The 3,169-nt window shown below is 68.6% G+C and carries 4 protein-coding genes; all 4 read left to right on the plus strand.

What is annotated here, in order from left to right; genetic code table 11:
- Positions 1 to 309: 309 nt before the first annotated feature.
- On the plus strand, positions 310 to 1,365 hold the full coding sequence (locus AB0J09_RS60470) for a phosphoadenosine phosphosulfate reductase family protein (RefSeq protein ID WP_360712879.1): 1,056 nt from the start codon (positions 310 to 312) through the stop codon (positions 1,363 to 1,365).
- Between the two features lie 57 nt (positions 1,366 to 1,422).
- On the plus strand, positions 1,423 to 2,253 hold the full coding sequence (locus AB0J09_RS60475; protein WP_360712882.1) for a hypothetical protein: 831 nt from the start codon (positions 1,423 to 1,425) through the stop codon (positions 2,251 to 2,253).
- Positions 2,254 to 2,363: 110 nt separating this feature from the next.
- On the plus strand, positions 2,364 to 2,678 hold the full coding sequence (locus AB0J09_RS60480; RefSeq protein WP_360712885.1) for a hypothetical protein: 315 nt from the start codon (positions 2,364 to 2,366) through the stop codon (positions 2,676 to 2,678).
- A gap of 289 nt (positions 2,679 to 2,967) precedes the next feature.
- Positions 2,968 to 3,169 (plus strand): hypothetical protein (locus AB0J09_RS60485; RefSeq protein WP_360712888.1); only part of this gene is annotated, 202 nt, incomplete at its 3' end.

A 3,169-nucleotide genomic window follows, 5' to 3' on the forward strand; every position in this document is an offset into this window, starting at 1 on the left:
CCCGACCTGCCGGTGGGACAACCCCCGCGCAGCTGCCTGCTGCCAAGGCCCCGGTCCGTGCCGAACCCCCGCACCGGCAGCCGCCCATTGATCAAGATTGGTGTAACCCGGCAAGGAATGACCGCAGCGGCTGCGCTCGCTGCCCAGGCCGCGGTCGCCATCCAATTCAGCGGGCCCACCGGCAGTCAGGGACATTGCCCACCCGGCACCCTCGCAGCGCTTGACCCCTCGCCGAGGTGCTGCTCCACACCGCGCCCCGTCCTCGAAGGCCTTGCCGCCTCGTGCTCCAAGAGCGTTTGACCGGCGCTGATGCAGCTCACACTCGACGCACCGGAGTTTGCTCCGGCGCCGCCCTCCTTCGTCAACCTGTTCGCCTACGACCTGATCATCATCAACAGCAGCGCGGGCAAGGACTCGGCGGCGCTGCTCGCGTACGTCGCCAAGCTCATCAAGGAGCAGCGCTACACCGGCCGCGTCGTCGTCCTCCACAACGACCTCGGCACCACCCCCTCCGGGGAGCCGATCGAGTGGCCAGGCGTGGCAGAGCTTGCCCGCGAGCACGCAGGCAAGTACGGATTCGAGTTCCACGTCCGCACCCGCGAACTGGGAGGGCTGTGGCACCAGCTCGTCCACGAACGCCGCAACTGGCCGTCCAGTTCGGCGCGCTGGTGCACAAGTGATCAGAAAACGTCGCAAGGGATGAAACTCGTCACCGAACTGGTCACCGAAGCGCGCGAGCAGTTGGGCATCACCGATCGCCCGATTCAGGTCCTGTACGCGCTCGGCATCAGGGGAGAGGAGTCCGGCCGGCGCGCAGGCATGGACATCCTGGCCGTGGACACCTCGCACTCCAGCAGCAACCGCACCATCCACCGCTGGCACCCCCTGAGGGACTGGACGATCAAGCAGGTGTGGGACCAGATCAAGGAAGCAGGGCTGCGCCCCCACGCCGCCTACGACTGGGGGATGACCCGCCTGTCCTGCTCGTTCTGCGTGCTCGCCTCCACCGAGGACCTGCTCATCGCCACCACCCGCCGCCCTGGACTGCACGCCGAATTGATGCAGGCCGAGCAGGAGATGGGCCACTCCTTCAAGCAAGACCTGTCGCTCGCCGAGATGCGCGCCGCGCTCGCCGCCGCCGACCTGGAGGCCGCCGCCCCCCGCGATGCCGAGCAGGCCCGCCAGAGGGTCTACCAGCTCGCCTACACGCGCATCGAGACCATCCAGCGGCGCCGCCACGAAAAGAGCCTCACCAAGGACAAGCCCGTCCCCATGTGGTCGCCCGCGCGGATCGCCGCGAAAGCCACCGCCGAGACGATCCGCACCATGGCCGCTGCACGTCGCGCTCTGGCTCTGGTCGCGTGATAAGCATCCCCGGCTGACCTGATCCAGGGCTGACAGCCCGCTGGCAGGCCCCGTCGTGTGGCTCGTCGCAGCCAGGCGGACCGCGGTTCTGCGCTCTCCTACCCACCCTCGCACTCAAAGGAGTTCGCCCTGGGCGTCCGCTCCCACATCACCACCGCCGACCAGGTCGCCTTCGAGGTCGTCCCCGCTGGACAGCTGGATTACCTCCTCGAAGACGACGAACAGCCACCCAATGAGCAGGCCCTCGTGATCGCCGACGTCGGCAACGAAGAGGAGTTCGTCATCTTCGGCACCCTGGGCGAGCTGACCACGCTCAGCCACGAAATGTCGGAGCACTGCTGGGCGGCCGAGCAGCGCACCAACGTCCGCCTGAGCGGCATCCACCACACGCACCGTCTGAACGCAGCGCCATCACCCGGAAAGGAGGCGCAGTTGGAGCCCTGGATGCTCCAGACTCCGCTCCTGGCTCTTGTCCCTCAAGCGATCCACGAAATGCGCCCCCTGAGCTTCGCCGAACGCCAGGCGATCGCCACCGAATGCTCGCAGACCATCGCCGAACGCTCCGACCGGCTCATGTTCCCCACCCCTGGCGGCAAACCCTCAGGTGTGCTGGCCGCGCTCGCGCGAGGATTTGCCGCTGCCGCCTACCAGCCCGGGGGTATCACCACGCTGGGCATCCACGCCTGCGTCTTCGCCCATCCCGGGTGCCCCGCCCTCGATGAGCAGCATCGACCGCCCTGCTGCACCTGTGGCCCCGGAGCATGCTCCGCCATGGCGGCGGCCGCCTGCGAGCGGTGCACCTGGTGCGCTAACGGGTGTTCAACTGACGGCACCTGCTGCCCGCCGCGATCAACCTTCGGACGTGTCGTGCTCGACGACACACCCTGACCGCCAAGCCTCGCCTTCCTCCCCCCGGCCCCGGCCACCCGCCCCAGTGCCACGGTGTGCCCAGACGCGGGCGGCGTAGGGCCGAAAGCCCCTCTCACAGAAAGAACCCTTTGGGAGCCACACCCTTCACCACCGGGCCGCGGCAAGGCGCAACAGCCGAGGAGGCGTTCGATGCTGCGGTCGAACAGGCCAGATACGACTACGGCCACCGCGGATACACCGGAACGATCGCTGAGAAGGACGACTTCGTCATCGTCGCCAGCGAGCCCATGACCGAAACCGAAGCGACAGCACTCGCCGACCAGCTCCTCAGGAAGGACGACCCGCGGATCCTCGATAAGTGGGGGCCAGCCGGAGCGATCCCCATCAAGGGAGAGAACGGCAGCCCAGAGGGCTGGCTCTTCGTGGGCTGGGCCTCCAGCTGAAGCATCCTCCGCCTATTCGCCGCAGCGCCGTGCGGGAGCCGCACCCCATCTGATCCTCGGAACCCGCTTGGCTGGCGCTCGATCGTACGCCGGGTTCGGACGCTCTTCCCCCACGAATGCATCCCTTCGCGGGCGTCCGGGCCCGCCATCCCTCTCGGCCGCCGCGTTCAGCACAACACGTACCGACGCGGCCGCGTTGCCTCGCCGACCCCCGTCTATGGGAGGACCCCGATACATCACACGACCGTGCGCACCACCGCCGCGCCTGCGACAGCTGTGGGCGGTGCCCGTGAGTGAGCCCATGACCGGCGACCGGCTGCAGCACATCGACTCCGCACTGCACGCTATCCCCACGCCGCCCTGGCAGTGGATCGGCGACCGACGCACCGGCGCCCTGCTGGTCACCGGCCATTCCGGCTGGCTGTACCTGCTCGGCGCCGAACGGCCGCTGGACAGCGCGGGCGAGCCCGCCGAAGACGCCGACGGCGTCC

This window comes from Nonomuraea sp. NPDC049784 (genome assembly GCF_040659615.1).
In the GTDB taxonomy this organism is placed as follows: Bacteria; Actinomycetota; Actinomycetes; order Streptosporangiales; family Streptosporangiaceae; genus Nonomuraea.

Bases quoted from the DNA above. Each gene is read 5' to 3' on its own strand.
- AB0J09_RS60470 (WP_360712879.1), top strand. From the start codon at position 310: ATGCAGCTCACACTCGACGCACCGGAGTTTGCTCCGGCGCCGCCCTCC.